Source organism: Bradyrhizobium sp. USDA 4354 (assembly GCF_054060315.1).
Genome location: NZ_JBSSDC010000001.1, coordinates 3879825 through 3894478 on the forward strand (window position 1 = coordinate 3879825; position 14654 = coordinate 3894478).

12 protein-coding genes are annotated in these 14654 nt (G+C 65.1%); 4 read left to right on the plus strand and 8 right to left on the minus strand.

The window, feature by feature from the left end; translation table 11 throughout:
• Positions 1–9: 9 nt before the first annotated feature.
• The 4 genes from ACVIIV_RS17690 to ACVIIV_RS17705 form a co-directional block, all read right to left on the minus strand.
• On the minus strand, positions 10–984 hold the full coding sequence (locus ACVIIV_RS17690; RefSeq protein ID WP_456745292.1) for a helix-turn-helix domain-containing protein: 975 nt from the start codon (positions 982–984) through the stop codon (positions 10–12).
• Between the two features lie 125 nt (positions 985–1109).
• Positions 1110–1310 (minus strand): hypothetical protein, encoded by a 201-nt coding sequence (locus tag ACVIIV_RS17695; protein WP_456745293.1) that lies wholly within the window; start codon positions 1308–1310, stop codon positions 1110–1112.
• Positions 1311–1472: 162 nt separating this feature from the next.
• Positions 1473–2180: a hypothetical protein gene (locus tag ACVIIV_RS17700; RefSeq protein ID WP_456745294.1), complete on the minus strand. Its 708-nt coding sequence runs from the start codon at positions 2178–2180 to the stop codon at positions 1473–1475.
• 118 nt (positions 2181–2298) lie between these two features.
• Positions 2299–5142, minus strand: a complete 2844-nt coding sequence (locus ACVIIV_RS17705; protein WP_456745295.1) for an ATP-binding protein — start codon at positions 5140–5142, stop codon at positions 2299–2301.
• A 325-nt stretch (positions 5143–5467) separates the two neighbouring features.
• Here ACVIIV_RS17705 and ACVIIV_RS17710 point away from each other — a divergent pair, with 325 nt between their 5' ends.
• From ACVIIV_RS17710 to msrA, 4 genes are all read left to right on the plus strand, one after another.
• Positions 5468–6136 (plus strand): sensor histidine kinase, encoded by a 669-nt coding sequence (locus ACVIIV_RS17710; protein WP_456745296.1) that lies wholly within the window; start codon positions 5468–5470, stop codon positions 6134–6136.
• A 34-nt stretch (positions 6137–6170) separates the two neighbouring features.
• Positions 6171–6860, plus strand: coding sequence for a VOC family protein (locus tag ACVIIV_RS17715; RefSeq protein WP_456745297.1), 690 nt, complete (start codon positions 6171–6173; stop codon positions 6858–6860).
• 211 nt (positions 6861–7071) lie between these two features.
• Entirely contained in the window at positions 7072–7494 is a 423-nt protein-coding gene (locus ACVIIV_RS17720) for an OsmC family protein (RefSeq protein WP_456745298.1), read from the plus strand.
• A gap of 244 nt (positions 7495–7738) precedes the next feature.
• A complete protein-coding gene (gene msrA / locus ACVIIV_RS17725) occupies positions 7739–8254 on the plus strand; it encodes a peptide-methionine (S)-S-oxide reductase MsrA (RefSeq protein WP_456745299.1) in 516 nt (171 codons plus the stop codon).
• Positions 8255–8271: 17 nt separating this feature from the next.
• Here the strand turns inward: msrA and ACVIIV_RS17730 are convergent, their stop codons facing one another.
• The 4 genes from ACVIIV_RS17730 to ACVIIV_RS17745 all read right to left on the minus strand — a co-directional run bounded on the left by ACVIIV_RS17730 (position 8272) and on the right by ACVIIV_RS17745 (position 14631).
• A complete protein-coding gene (locus tag ACVIIV_RS17730; protein ID WP_456745300.1) occupies positions 8272–11115 on the minus strand; it encodes an ATP-binding protein in 2844 nt (947 codons plus the stop codon).
• 256 nt (positions 11116–11371) lie between these two features.
• Positions 11372–12532, minus strand: a complete 1161-nt coding sequence (locus ACVIIV_RS17735; protein WP_456745301.1) for an MFS transporter — start codon at positions 12530–12532, stop codon at positions 11372–11374.
• A 57-nt stretch (positions 12533–12589) separates the two neighbouring features.
• The gene (locus ACVIIV_RS17740; RefSeq protein ID WP_456745302.1) at positions 12590–13921 is read right to left on the minus strand and encodes an ATP-binding protein; all 1332 of its coding nucleotides are present in this window, start codon (positions 13919–13921) and stop codon (positions 12590–12592) included.
• Positions 13918–14631 (minus strand): response regulator, encoded by a 714-nt coding sequence (locus ACVIIV_RS17745; RefSeq protein WP_456745303.1) that lies wholly within the window; start codon positions 14629–14631, stop codon positions 13918–13920. Before ACVIIV_RS17745 ends, ACVIIV_RS17740 begins: the two co-directional genes overlap by 4 nt.
• Positions 14632–14654: the final 23 nt, after the last annotated feature.

A 14654-nucleotide genomic window follows, 5' to 3' on the forward strand; every position in this document is an offset into this window, starting at 1 on the left:
AATCGATCGCTACGCGGCCGCGCCGGCGGTCCAGCCCGTCTCTGGAATTGCACGCCGCCTCGGCCGCGCTTCGGCCTCGAGCTGTCCGCCCGCGTTGGCGAGGCGCCAGCGCGCCGGAGATTGACCGCTGATGCGCTTGAAGACGGTCGAAAAATGCGCCTGCGTGCTGAAGCCCACGGCAAGCGCGATCTCCGCCAACGGCCGCTCGGTGGTCGCGAGCAGCGCCTTCGCATGCTCGACCCGCTGCGTGAGGAGATATTCGCGCGGACGGTAACCGGTCGCGGCGCGGAATTGGGCCGCAAAGTGCATCCTGGACAGGCCGGCGACATTGGCGAGCTCGGACAGGCTGATGCAGCGGTCGAAATGATCGGCAATGTACTGCTCGACGCGCCGCAGCCGCCATTTCGGCAAGGCATTGACCTTGACGCGCGGCAGCTCGATCCGGGTGAGATGCATCGCCAGGGTCTGACCGATGCAGCACGTGAACTGCCGGTCCGCGGCGTCACCATGTTCGATCAGCGCCTTGGCGAGCTCCGCAGCGAGCGGATCGCGCAATAGCACGAGGTCATTCAGTCCGTCGGCATGTGCCGGAAGATGATCCGTGGAGATGTGGACGTGCAGGAAGGCACACGGCGACTGGAATTGGGCGCCGAGAGGCTGCGACGGCGCGGTGACATACAGCGACCCCGCCGGCATGGTGCCTTCGAAGATGATCCGGCCGTTCCGCGTCAGCTTCGCACGCGTGGTCTTCAGGGCAATGCCGACGAAATAGCGATCCTCTGGCGTCGTCGTCTCGTGCGATGAGGTGCTCCGCGCATCGTCCCATCGCGAGATCGTGATGCCCTCACTCGCCGGCTCCTGCGTGCGATCGATCCGACGCCATTGGCTCTCCCGTGGAATCGCCTGTGTTGCGCGAATCCCATGATCCCGCGAGGCAACCGGAAAATCAATCCAGGCGTGCGCCACGTGCAAGTTACTAGACATCGTTCGTCCTCTCCGGGCTTCGCTGCCGTTTGCAACGATCGGCAAACGCGCAAACCCAATGCTTTCCATGCTGAGAGGATAGACGTGAGCTGGCCAGGACGCCCGTTAGTGGTGATTAGGATCTGTTAGATTTTGTGCGTGTGCATCAGGTGTGACAGCTGGTCGCAGATGCTGAGACCGAGCTTCGTCGCGAGCTCTCCGATCACGCCGGCAATGTTGTCGAACGTGCAGGTGAAAGCGGACGGCGGCGGCGCGCTGCTGTTGCCGCAGCCGGGGGCGATCAGGTGCGATCTCGTGATATGCGCATGGGAGGCTGGAATGCTCATGTCGTCGCTCCGCGTGCAGGGTTACGATGTCTCGGTGGCGAGAGCTGTCTGCTCGCAGTGGCCGAACTTCGATGCTCGCGAGCGCAGTCTGCACCCGGGGCTTGTCTGTCGGCTCGTTGTGTATTGTCAGACGTTGAGAGCGCCGAGATCTTGCGTACGTCCCTACTCGAACACGGCGTCGAAAATCTCGACATCCATCAAGACGGGCTTGGCGATCACGGTTCCGTCAGGCTGCAGCGTCTGCGCACGCCGAAGCGTCGGGACAACGATGCCGCCGAAGCTGTCATGAGCCCACGAATAGTGTGCGACCTTGATCCCGAAGAGATCGTGGTCCGTCCGCCGTTGCAGTGCGCTGTCGTCGAAATAGAAGATCTGTTCAGGCGCGAGCGTGATGAGGTGCGAGGGGAATTGCGCCCGCAGCCGCCGCCACGTCTCAGTGCCCTCACGCCAGGGCGGCAGCTCCTCGACCACGACATCGGGATGGGCGAGCAGGAAAGGGTTGGTCAGATAATTCCAGATCGCGACGCCGCAGAAGAAGACCAGATGCAGTTCGTCCGCAAGCGCGGGGACACCGACTTCGGGAAACGCAAGGCTCGGGTTGCGCCAGCTCCGCAGGACTTCACCATCCGGGCTCTCGATCGTGATCGCGTCGGGTTGAAAGGAGCCGGAGTGTTCGCCTCCGGTGATGCCCGTGAACCGGAGCGACTGTGTGCGGATCGAGCCTTCCGCCGTCACGTCCTTGAATTCCCGGGCATGTCCGGCGCTGGTGAACAGCGATCCGCCGACCGACAGGTGGAGCGTAAACCGGTTCAAGCTGTTCCAGCGGGCCAAGCCGCCACTGGCATCGATTACGTCGTCAAGAAGCGCCATGTCCCGCCATATCCACCATGAAGTGTCGCCACCATGGCGGGGCGTATGCGGCTTGGCGTGTTAGAAGTTGTTAGGAATTGCGAGCGGGGCTCTTGGCGGTATCCCGTTGAACATGCTGTCAATTCAGGGCGCCCAGCAGCTCCCTTGCGGCGACCAGATCGCGGGTCTGGAGCCCCTCTTGATAGCGCGCGACGAGCGGAGCGAGCAGATCGCGTGCGTCGCCGGCTTTTCCACCCTGGCGCCAGATGCGGCCAAGGCTGATCGCGCCCCGGAGCTCCCAGCCCACCGCACATTGTCGCTGCGACAGATCGAGCGATTTGCGCAAGCAGCTCTCGGCCTCCATGGCATTGCCCGACCGGGCGAGGATGTCGCCCTTGACCCTGAGCATCTCCGGCATGTCGAAGGACTCCCCATGATCGGGAATCTGGGCAATCGCCTCGTTGATCGTCTGCAAGGCCTCGTCGGGCTGGTTCTGAGAAACGAGACCCTCTGCGAGCGCCGTCGCAAATACGGTCGTCATGATCCGGTGCCGTGTCGCGTATAACGTGGCCTGACTGCGGCGAAGGTGCTCGATACCCTCGGCAACGTCCCCGCGGCGCAGCAATAGCTCGCCCTTCTGACCGATGCCGACCGCGTGATAGGGGCCGAGGAAGTGCCGCGCCGAATGATCGATCAGCCGCTCGATCAGAAGTTCGGCGTTGGCCCAGTCGCCGACCCAGAGGAACACGTAAATCGTCCAGATCAGGGAGATACCGAGGGTGAGCGGCTGTTCGAGCAGCTCAGCCTCGCGAACCGTGTATTTCGCCGCCTCGATCGCCCGCTCGGGCCGGCCGGTGAGCCAGAGCCCGCGCGCCAGCGCCACCAGCGCGACGACGCGGTCGTCATAGCCGAGATGCCCGATGTTCAGCCGTTGCGAGCCGGGATTGTGCACCATCGCGCTCTCGCAGAACCGAACCGCCTTGTCCTGGTTGCCGATCAGATGATGCGCCACGCCAAGCATCCATTCGACGTTCAGCGTGGCGGTGGGATCGTTCAGCTTTCGCGCGACGCTCTCGCCCTGTTCGCCGGTTCCGAGCGCGCCGTGAAAATCTCCGACCCTGGTCAGATAGATGTGCAATCCGCGCAGCAGCCAGAGCTGCCAGTGCAGGTCCTCGAGCTCCCGGGCCAGCTGGAGACTGCGCGTGAACGCCGACCGGACCGCCTCGGTATTGCCTTGCGTGAACATCACGGAGACGCCGAGCGCAGCCTGCAAGGTCATCTCCTTCCGGCCGTCCACGGCGCTCGTATCGCGTGACGCCAGCGCCTGCCGGGTCCAGCGGTAGCATTCTGTCAGCAAGGTCAGTTCGAGGAAGAACTGTGCCGCCGAGGCTGCCAGATCAACGCCGAGCGTCCGATCGCCGCGCTCCGAAAAGCTGAAGGTCAGCGCGGCCCTGACATTCGGCAAATGGTCGGCATAGGGAAGGAAGCCGCCCGCGCTTTGCATGCCCGAGGATTTGAGGGCAATGTCGTGCAGGAAGTCGCGGAAATATTCGGCGTGGGCGCGCGCGACGCGGTCCGCTTCCCCGTTCTCGACGAGCTTGTCCGCAACGAAGGCGCGGGTGGTATCGAGCAGGCGATAGCGCAGCCGCCGCTCCGCCGGCGAGGTCGCGATCAGGGATTTGGAGAGCAGGTTCGAGATCGCCTCGACCGCTTCGGGCTCGCTGATTCCCTGGCTGGACGCGACGGCAAGCCCGGCCTCCAGCGTGAACGGCCCGACGAACACCGACAATCCGCGCAGCGTCGCGCTTTCGGCCGGCGGCAGCAGGTCGTAGCTCCAGGCCAGCGCCGCGCTCAAGGTCTGGTGCCGCGGAATCGCGGTACGCCGTCCCCGCCACAGCAGTGAGAAGCGGCTGTCCAGCAGCGAGGCGGTCCCGGCAATGCCATAGGCGTTGACACGTCCGGCCGCGAGTTCGATCGCGAGCGCAATGCCGTCCAGTCGCCGGCAGATCTCGGCGACGAGCGGAGCATCCTCCTCGCGGAGCTCGAATTCGCTCAAGCTCTCGGCAATGCGTTCCACGAAGAGCTGGCTTGCGGGATAGGCAAGGATGTCGGCGATGCAGAGCCCGTCGCGCTGCGGCGGGCAATCCAGCGGAAACAGCCGATGGACGCGTTCACCTTCGGCGCGAAAGGATTCGCGGCTGGTGGCCAGAATATGCAGCTGCAGCGCCTCGCGGATGAGGCGCTCGGCCAGAGGAGCGAGTTCGTCGAGCATATGCTCGCAACTGTCGAACACCAGCAGCATCCGCCGGCTGCGCAGGACCGTCAGCAGGCCCGGTATCGGGTCCTCGGAACTGACCGTCAGGCCGAGCGCGGCGGCAATCGTTCCGGGGACGAGCCGGGCATCGGTCAGTGCGCCGAAATCGACGAAGCACACCTGGCCGTCGAAGGTCGCGAGCTCGCCCTGCGCGACGGCGAGTGCGACCGACGTCTTGCCGATCCCGCCGGGGCCGACGATCGTGACGAAGCGATGCTCGGCAAGTTCAGTGGAAATCCTCTCGACAGCATCGTCCCTGCCGATCATCTTCGCGAGCGGAGAGGGCAGCGAGCGCGGCGAAGCGGTGGGCGGGCTGGTCCGGCTGTCCAATGCTGCAGGCCGGAGCAGCGGAGCCGCGAAACAATAGCCGCGTCCCGGGACGTTGACCACGTAGCGGGAGCCTTCGCCGGCATCGCTCAAAGCCTTGCGCAGCGCAGTGATGTGGAAGCGCAGACTGCCTTCGTCGACGTTCACGTCGGCCCAGATGCGCTTGATCAGCTCCCGCTTGTCAACGACCTCTCCGGCGCGCTCGGCGAGGAAAATGAGGATGTCGAGCGCACGGCCGCCGAGGTGAAGCGGGGCGCCGTCCTTTTCGAGCAGCCGCGATTTCGCGAACAAGCGGAACGGCCCGAAGGCAATGGCCGAATCTTGGTCGTTAGTGTCCGGCACGGGCCAACAATCCAATGAATGAGCTGAAGTCTGCAGTTTGATCTACCAGATCGAGACCTCCAGTAAACTGGCCGAAAGTGGCGAAATCGCGTGGCGGTCGCCGAGCGCGCCGGGACGTCTGTTGCAAATTTTGCTTAAACGCGAGCGGTTTACGGCGCGGCCGCGACAATTCGTCAGCGTGCCTGACCGTCGAACCATGGGTCTCTGCGGCGAGTCTGCCTGCTCTGCCGATCATAACAGAATCTTGCAACGTCTAACGGGCAAAACGCGCGCGCCCCGTCCACTATAGCCTTCGAGTGAGATCCTATTCCAACGGGAGGCTATGATGTACGGTATCGGCGCTCGGTCGAACGACCATGTCGTTCGACCTCAGTTCGTTGCCAGTCGCGATGATCAGTCGCGTGATTGGGAGCTCGTGCTGCGGGAGTCCCACCACCGCATGAAGAACACGCTGACGCTGTTGGGTGCGTCAGTCCGCCGCGACTTCACGCGCGCGGCTACGCGGGATGTGTCGCTGGCGGTGGACCGGCTCGAGCGGCGCATCGTCGCCTTCGGCCGGCTCTATCAGCTCTTGTCGGACAGCGACGATCCGTCCGGCGTCGCTGTGGAGCTCTTCTTCGAAAACCTGTGCGGTGCCCTCTCCGAAGCGGTGCTGGAGCCGGCAGGCATCCGCTGCGAGGCCGCGATCGAGAGCGGCAGGCTGCCGGCTGCGCAATGTCATCGGCTCGCGCTGATGCTGACCGAGCTGGTCACGAATGCGGCAAAGCACGCCTTCCCGAACAAGAATGGTGCGCTGATCCGCATCGAATTGGCGAGCCGCGACGGCGCCTGGCTCTGCACGGTCGCGGACAACGGCATTGGTGCGACCGGTCCGCTTCAGGGCACCGGCAGCCGCATCCTCGAAGGGCTCGCACGCAGCATCCACGCGCGGTTGCACGGCGAGGCGGGGCAGGGCGGCACGCGCGTGACCATCGTGATGCCGACCGTCGCATGAAGGACAGCCTCAACTCACACCACGGGAGTTCGACATGACCACACTCGAAATCGATCCCGAAACCGGGACCAAGCCCTCGCCATCGCGCAGCGTTGATATGAAGCTCGAAGTCATCGTCATTCCGGTGTCCGACGTGGATCGCGCCAAGGCGTTCTACGCGCGCCTTGGTTGGCGACTGGACGCCGATTTCTCGTCGGGCAACGACTGGCGCGTGATCCAGTTCACGCCGCCGGGCTCGGCCTGCTCGGTGATCTTCGGCAGGAACGTGACGGCCGCAGCGCCCGGCTCGGCGCGAGGCCTGTACCTGATCGTTTCCGATCTGGAGGCGGCCCGGCAGGACCTGGTCGACCGCGGCATCGCGGTCAGCGCGCCATTCCACGGTGCCGGCGACGTTCATGCCGGGCCCGACGAGCCCTATCTGTTCGGCAGCGTTCGGGTTGGCGGTGTCGACCCGAAACGCGGCAGCTACAGCTCATTCGCATCGTTCAGCGACCCCGACGGCAATGGCTGGCTGTTCCAGGAGGTCACGACACGGTTGCCCGGTCGCGTCGCAGGCGACGGCACGATATTCGCTTCGGCGACCGATCTGGCGGCGGCGCTGCGCCGTGCAGCGATCGCACATGGCGAGCACGAGACGCGGACCGGCGGTCACGACGAGAATTGGCCGGATTGGTACGCCGACTATATCGTCCGCGAGCAGGCCGGCCAGCCGCTGCCGTCGTGAAGCAACGGCATTCTCATTCGACAAGGAAGCCATCGCCGAGACCAAGCATTCGGCGACATCGAGAACCGGCTCGGCTTCCATGTTGGTCAACTCGGCAGCTAACGGAACCGCTGCAGCGCTCGATCGGTTGGGAGGGCAGGCGGTCACGCCGATGTCGCCTTTCACCGGTACGGAGCGCCGGTGCTCAAAAAAGCAAACAAGGAGAATTGAGATGATCCGCAAGGCAACAGCAGTCTGGAAGGGCACCGGTCGCGACGGGACCGGTCATCTCTCGAGCGAATCCGGCGTGCTCGCGCAGACGCCCTATTCGTTCAAGACCCGCTTCGAGAACGAGAAAGGGACCAATCCCGAGGAGTTGATTGCGGCGGCGCACGCCGGCTGCTTCACCATGGCGTTGGCCTTCGGCCTTCAGATGGCAGGGTTCACGCCGGATGAGCTCTCGACGGAGGCAGCCGTCACCCTCGAGCCCGAAGGCAAGGGATTCAAGATCAGCAAGTCCGCGCTGACCCTGCGGGCGAAAGTGCCGAATCTCGACGACGCCGGCTTCGCCCGCCTCGCCGGCGAGGCCGAGAAGAACTGCCCGGTGTCGAAGGTGCTCAACGCCGCGATCACGCTCGACGCCAAGCTGGTTTAGAGGCGAGCGCTTGCTTTGGGTCCATCCGGTTCTAGAGCATGATCCGGAAAAGTGTGCAGCGGTTTTCCGAAAAGATCGTGCTCAAACAATAACCTAAAGCGCGATGACGATTCATCCTAATCGCATCGCGCTTTAGGAACCGGGTGGACTCGCGTGCATTGCGTGGCTTTCGGCCGGACGGCCGAACGCATATATGATGCGACGGATGCAGAACGGGACAACGCGATCAATTGGGAGCGGACAGATGACGACGGAACGCGCAGTTTTGGCCGGAGGCTGCTTCTGGGGCATGCAGGATCTCATCCGCAAGCAGCCGGGCGTGATCTCCACCCGCGTCGGCTACACTGGCGGCCACGTGAAGAACGCCACCTACCGCAATCACGAAGGCCATGCCGAAGCGATCGAGATCATGTTCGATCCCGCCAAGACCAGCTTCCGCACCATGCTGGAGTTCTTCTTCCAGATCCACGATCCCACCACGCTCAATCGCCAAGGCAATGATCTTGGCACCAGCTACCGCTCGGCGATCTTCTACACGAGCGAGGAGCAGAAGCGGATCGCCGAAGACACCATTGCCGATGTCGAGGCGTCTGGCCTGTGGCCCGGCAAGGTGGTGACCGAGGTCGCGCCCGCAGCCGAGTTTTGGGAAGCCGAGCCGGAGCATCAGGATTATCTCGAACGTTATCCTGACGGCTACACCTGCCACTTCATCCGGCCAGGCTGGAAGCTGCCGCGGCGCGCGGCTGCGGTGGGAAGTTAGCGCGCATCAGTGCGCCGTCAGTTCCGGAGTTGCGCCGTCAACTCGCGCGCGGTGCGCATGTCGGCGATTTCGGCGCCCTCCGTGAACGAACCCAAGACATTCTTCAGAACGGCCAGAGCGTCCGCATTCTGGCCGGCCCCCATTTTGAATCGCGCGAGGCTGATCGCGCAGCGCAGCTCCCAGAAGCGCGCGCCCTGCTGGTCGGCAATTTCCATGGCCTCGCGAAAGCGCGTCTCGGCGTCGCCCGCATGCCGCGCGCTCCTGAGCATCAACTCTCCCTTGATGCGGATCAGTTCCGGCAGGTACCAGAGCTCCTGCCGGTCGTTGCAACGGGTCAGGACGTCCTCGATGACGTCGAGACCGCGGTCGACCTGGCCGGCTTCGCCAAAGCACGCCGCGAGTTCGCCAAGCAGGGGAAGAAAGCGCGGCAAGAAGCGCGCATCGCCGGCGCGATTGAGTTCTTCGCGCAGCAGCGGCAGGCCGATCGCGACGTCGCCGCGCTTGGCGACGACTGCCGCATTGAAGGCCCTTGCCCACAGGCCCCACAGCCGGATCGCGTGCCGCTCGGTGTGCTCGAGCAACTCGTTGCCGTGGCGCTTGGCGGCGTCGAGATCGCCGGCCCAGAAGGCGATCGGGCAGGCCGCCTGCCCCAGCACGCTGCAGAAGGTCAGGGCGTGGCCATTAGCCCGGCCTTCCTCGATGTTTCTTGCCGCCAGCGCCTGGGCCTGGTCGGCGAGACCCTGCAGCCACAGGATGCGGGCCCGGAAGTATTGCGTCGAGATCCTGAGATCGAGCGGGAAGATCTTCGGCTTCTCTGCCAGCACATGCAGCGATGCATGCACCCGGTCGATGCGCAGGCGCGCGTCGTTCTGGTCGCCGAGATAGTGCAGCGCGACAGCCATCAGCCGGTCCCCCAGCATGAGGTCCGTCTTGTCAGGGGAGTTCGCCGCCGCGATCGCAAAGCGATCGGCGAAGGCACGGGCCTTGCCGAATTGCCCGTTGTTGAACTGGTCGATGCACAGGCCCCACAGCGCGCGCAGGCGGAAATCCTTGTCGTCGAGCTTGTCCGCCAGCGCGAGAGTCGTCTCCAGGATCGGGCGCGCCTCGCGCGCGCGGCCTTCGCCATACATCAGCGACCAGCCGAGCGCCGACAGCAGCTGCATGCGAATGCGATCGTCGCCCCCGGTGTCTCCGAGCGCTGCAAGCGCCGTTCTGGTGCGTTCGCGGCATTCGGCGAACAACGAAAGGCGCACCCACAGCGTGACCGCGGCCGCAGTCAGCGCGACACCGAGCCTTGCGTCGCCGTCGGGCGCGAAGGCCCAATCCAGCGCCGCGCGCACATTGTCCAGCTCGCCCGCGTAGATGCTCAGCCATTCGGGCAGCGGTGTCGATGCATCGGCCTCCGCGTGCTCGAAGAAATCTCGAAAATGCTCGGCATGGCGCCGCGCGAACTGCCTGACTTCACCGAGCTCGTTCAGCTTCCCGAGCGCGTAGGCGCGCGTGGTGTCGAGCAGGCGATAGCGCAGCGCCCGCGAACCGGATGGCGAGATCAGCGATTTGGTCACCAGGCTGTCGATCGCCTCTAGCGTCTCCGAGGTGCTGAGGCCCTCGCCGGATGCGACCGCGGCGGCCGCCTCCGGCGCGAATGGTCCGGCAAACACCGACAGTCGCCGCAAGGTGGCGCTTTCGGCCGGAGGCAGCAGGTCGTAGCTCCAGTCCAGGGCCGCGGCCAGTGTCTGGTGCCGCGGCACGGCCGTGCGCCGTCCCCGCCATTGCAGCGAAAAGCGGCTGTCGAGCAGGGAAGCCGTGCCGGCGATGCCGTACGCATTGACACGGCCCGCCGCAAGCTCGATCGCCAGCGCAATGCCGTCGAGACGCCGGCAGATGTTCGCGACCAGCGGCGCTTCTTCCGCGCTGAGCTGGAACGGACCCGAGCTCTGCGCGATGCGCTCGACGAAGAGCTGAGCCGCGGGATAGGCGAGGACCCCGGCGACATCGATGCCCTCCCGCTCCGGCGGACAATCCAGCGGGAACAGCCGAAAGATGCGCTCGCCTTCGCTGCGGAACGACTCGCGGCTGGTCGCGAGAACGCGAAGCTGCGGCGCTTCGCGAACGATGCGCTCGACGAGTGGAGCCAGCGTGTCCAGCACGTGCTCGCAACTGTCGAAGATCAGCAGGGCCGGTCCGGTCCTCAGGAATGTCAGAATGGCCGGCGTCGGGTCCTCCGCGCTGACGGTCAGTCCGAGGACCGAGGCGATGGTGGTGGTGACGTGGCTGGCGTCCCGCAGCGGGCCGAAATCGACGAAGAAGACGCGTCCGCCGAAATCCGCCGAGCGGCGATGCCCGACCGTGACGGCGACGGCCGTCTTGCCGATGCCGCCCGGGCCGACCACCGTCATGAAGCGATGCAGCGTCAATCCGGTTGAAATCTTCTCGATCACCTCCTCTCGTCCGATCATCTTTGCAAGCTGAGCAGGCAGGGAGCGAGGAGTGACGATTTCGGCTGGCGTTGAGGAGACCGGCGGAGCCGCTTGAGCGAACGGCGCGACAAAGCAATAGCCGCGGCCGGGCACGTTGAGGACGTAACGGGCCGACTTGCCGGTGTCGCCGAGCGCCTTGCGCAGCGCTGCGACGTGGAAGCGCAGGCTGCCCTCGTCGACATTCACGTCGGCCCAGATGCGCTTGACCAACTCCCTCTTGTCGATGACTTCGCCGGGGCGCTCGGCAAGCAAGATCAGAATATCGAGCGCGCGGCCGCCGATGTGAAGCGGCGCCCCCTCCTTCTCCAGGAGCCGGGACTTTGGAAACAGCCGAAATGGCCCGAATGAAATGTGTGAGTCGTGATTACTTTGAGCTGGCACGTGCCATTGCCCCCTCGACGGGAGTCAAAAAGGTATTTCGTTGTGGTCTAGCAGAACGACGCGTCCAGTAAACTGGCCGAAAGCCGCATGGCAGATAGACCTGCGCAGATGGCATGGGTTTGCTTCGGCCCGCCAAAATAGTGCCTTTGAAAGAAGGGTTTAGGTTGGCATGTCAAGGCGACGGCCTGGACTCGCGCCGGCAGGCGGACCATTGCGGCTCCCGGCCGCTCGGTCCGTAAATTCGGCGCAAGGCCGCTCACGCATCGACATGCGACATCTGGCGCTGCTCCGCCGTGACGATCCGCGCCGATAGCGTGACGAGACCCATCAATGCGGCCAGCAGCCAAAACGCCATCGGCAATCCGCCAAGGCTTGCGACGAAGCCCACGCCGGCAGGACCGATCAGGACCCCTGCGTAGCCTGCAGTCGTGATCGCCGCGACCGCAAGTCCGGTTGGCATCACCGTTTGCCGCGCCGCCCGCCGAAATAGCACCGGCACGAGATTTGACGCGCCGAGCCCGATCAGCAAGAATCCGCCGATGGCGACCGCTGCAATGGGCGCCGTGAGCAGCACGACAAAACCGGCGATCGCTATGAGGCTGCCCCAGAGCAATGTCGTGCGGTCCCCGATGCGCGCAACGACCGCGTCGCCGCCGAGCCGGCCTATCGTCATCGCGATCGAGAACGCGATGTAGCCGGCTCCGCCTTGCGCCTCGGTGACGAGCCCCGCGCCGATCACGAGCAGCGCGCCCCAATCGAGCATCGCGCCTTCGACCAGGAAGGTGATGGCGCCGAGCAGCGCAAGCAGCAGCACCGATCCGTGCGGCAGCACGAACAGCGGGCCCTCCTGCACCTGCACCGAGCGCAGCAGGCGTGGCCAGGTCACGAGCATCGCGATCAGCATCAGCACGGAACAGATCAGCGTGCAGGCGAGCGCGCCGAGCTGCAGCGAGAGCAGCGCCGTCATCAGCGCCGATCCGGCGAAGCCGCCGATGCTGAACAGGGCGTGGAAGCCGGACATCAGTGGGCGTCCCGCGGCGCGCTCCACCTCCACGGCGTGGATGTTCATGGCGACGTCGATCGAGCCCAGCGCGGCGCCGAACGCAAGGAGCGCCAGCGCCAGCAACAGGGGCGAGCTTGCGATCGCGAGCAGCGGCAGCACCAACGAGAGACCGAGCCCGCCTGCGACGATGATCGGCCGGCTGCCGTAGCGCGCGCTGAGAACGCCGGTCAGCAGCATCGCGACGACCGAGCCGATGCCGAGGCTGAGCAGGAGCAGCCCGAGGACACCGTCGTCGACCGCGAGTCGCGCCTTCGCGAACGGCACCAGCGGCGCCCAGCACGCGATGCCGAAGCCCGCGACGAGGAAGGCAAGCCGGGTCGCAAGGCGGGTCGCCGGCCGGTCGGCAGAAGACATGAGAACTCCGGGGAAGCAGGGGGCGGGCGGAGGACAAACCGGAGAAATGCCACGGCTTTATGGCCGAGGCGTGCTCGGATTGTCGCAGCCGGCGCCCGACAGCTGCAGGCGGACGCGCAGGCCGTTGGGCTCGTTGTCGAGCAGTTGAAGCGTTCCGTCATGCGCGGTTACGATCGCCTGTGCGATCGAGAGGCCGAGGCCGAATCCGGCCGTCTCGTCCATGGTGCGGGCGTCCTCTCCGCGCACGAAGGGCTCCAGCATTGCCGCCTTCCTTTCATCGGGAATGCCCGGTCCATTGTCGGAAACGTCAATGACGAGCTGATCCCCCGAGATCAACAGCGCGACCTCGACGTCGGTTCCGAAGCGCGTTGCGTTCTGCACGAGGTTGGTGACCGCGCGGATGATCTCGTCCGGTCGCAAGACGAACGCGGCCCTGTCAGGGCCGGAATAGCTCACCGCATGGCCACAATCGGAAAATTGCTCGCAAACCATCTCAAGCAGCGCGGCGACGTCCACCAGCGTCGGCTTGGCCGGGCTTTCACTGCGCAGCAAAGCGAGCACCGATTCGAGCATGGATTGCATCTGGTCGAGATCGTGCACGGTTTGTGCGCGTTGCGCCTGATCCTCGATATATTCCGAGCGCAGTCGCAACCGCGTGATCGGCGTGCGCAGATCATGGCTGATGGCGGCGAGCATGCGGGTCCGGTCGTTCATCAGCGCGGTGATGCGCTCGCGCATGCGGTTCAGTGCTCTGGCCGCGGACCTGATCTCCTCCGGCCCGCTTTCCGGCAGCGGCGGCGAGGACCGGTTCAAGCTGAAATTCTCCGCCGCGCGCGCGAAGGCCGACAGCGGCGAGGACAGTGCGCGACCGGCCCAGATGCCGAGCAGCGTGATGCTCGCCACCAGGAACAGCAGCGTGGAGGTCCAGAGGCCGCTGACGAAGGCCGGCATCTTGGGCGATCCGATTGTGGCTTCGAGCACGTCGTCGCCCGCCAGGTAATACCAGAGGCGGTCGTCTTCGGGCGAGGTGCCGCGAATGAGGTCGACCTTGCCGTCAAGCGGCGAGGGGATGTTCAGACGCGTTCGCTCCGGCAATGGCACGGCGGCTGCGGATAAGTTGTCCCGCAACTGCAGCTTCAGCGCCGGATAGGTTCGACTGATGGTGTCGAGCACGACGGCACGCTCCGCCTTCGGTGTATTCGCGATGATCGGCGCGATCATTTCGAACTGCTCGAGCGGCCTGTCCGCCAGCAGCTTCGGACGGTTGAGCAGGAAATATCCGGCGATCAGGACATGGATCAGGACCAGCGACACCAGCACCAGCGCTGCGATCTGGCCGCTGATCCGCCTGAAGCTGAACAGCGCCAGGATGTCGGCGGCGCGGCTCATGCTTGCTCCACCATCGGCGTGAAGATGTAGCCGCCGGTGCGGATGGTCTTGATCACGGACCTCTCTTCCGTGCGGTCGAGCTTGCGGCGCAGCCGGCTGACCAGCACGTCGATGCTGCGGCCAAAGCTGCCGCCGGGCCGGCCGCGCGTCACGCTCAGGAGATTGTCACGGGTGAGAATGCGGCCGGCCCGTTCGCAGAAAGCTTGCAGCAGATCGAACTCGGCGCTGGTCAGCGGCACCTGCGCGCCCTCGGGGTCGCGCAATTCCCGCAAGCGAAGATCGATGGTCCAACCCTGGAATTTGAGCCGCGTCGCCGTGGAGCTGGTCGCACGCCCGCTCGATTGCCGGCGCAGCACGGCGTTGATCCTGGCAACGAGCTCGCGCGGGTTGAACGGTTTTGGCAGATAGTCGTCCGCCCCCATCTCGAGGCCGAGGATCCGGTCGAGGTCCTCGCCCTTCGCCGTGAGGATGATGATCGGCGTCATGGACTCCATGCGCACGCGGCGGCACAGGCTGAGGCCGTCCTCTCCCGGCAGCATCAAGTCGAGCACGATCAGATCGACCTTGTTCTGCGAGAGGTACCGGTCCATCTCCCTGCCGTTCGTGACCGCGCCGACCGAGAACGAATGCTCGCTCAGATAGCGCGAGATGAGGTCGCGGGTCTGCCGGTCGTCCTCGACGATCAGGATGTTCTGAGTGCCATGGATCATGACTGATATCGCATCGGGAGCAC